Here is a 284-nt window from a genome sequence, read left to right on the forward strand (position 1 = left end):
GGCTGGTACCCGCCCACCAGCCAGGTCGGCCAGACCGGCAAGTCCGTCTCGCCCCAGCTCTACATCGCCTCCGGCATCTCCGGCGCCATCCAGCACCGCGCCGGCATGCAGACCTCCAAGACCATCGTCGCGGTCAACAAGGACGCCGAAGCCCCCATCTTCGACCTCGTCGACTACGGCGTCGTCGGCGACCTCTTCGCCGTCGTCCCCCAGCTCACCGACGAGATCAACTCCCGCAAGGGCTGATCCGGCGGAAGCCGTCACCGATTCCGAACGGCCCCGGG

The 284-nt window shown here is 68.7% G+C and carries 1 protein-coding gene; it reads left to right on the forward strand.

From position 1 onward, the window contains the following. Positions 1-246, forward strand: a 246-nt coding sequence (locus IH13_RS0126280; protein WP_031088444.1) for an electron transfer flavoprotein subunit alpha/FixB family protein, incomplete at its 5' end; no start/stop codon positions are given. Positions 247-284: the final 38 nt, after the last annotated feature.

The organism is Streptomyces sp. NRRL WC-3549 (assembly GCF_000721935.1).
Lineage (GTDB): Bacteria > Actinomycetota > Actinomycetes > Streptomycetales > Streptomycetaceae > Streptomyces.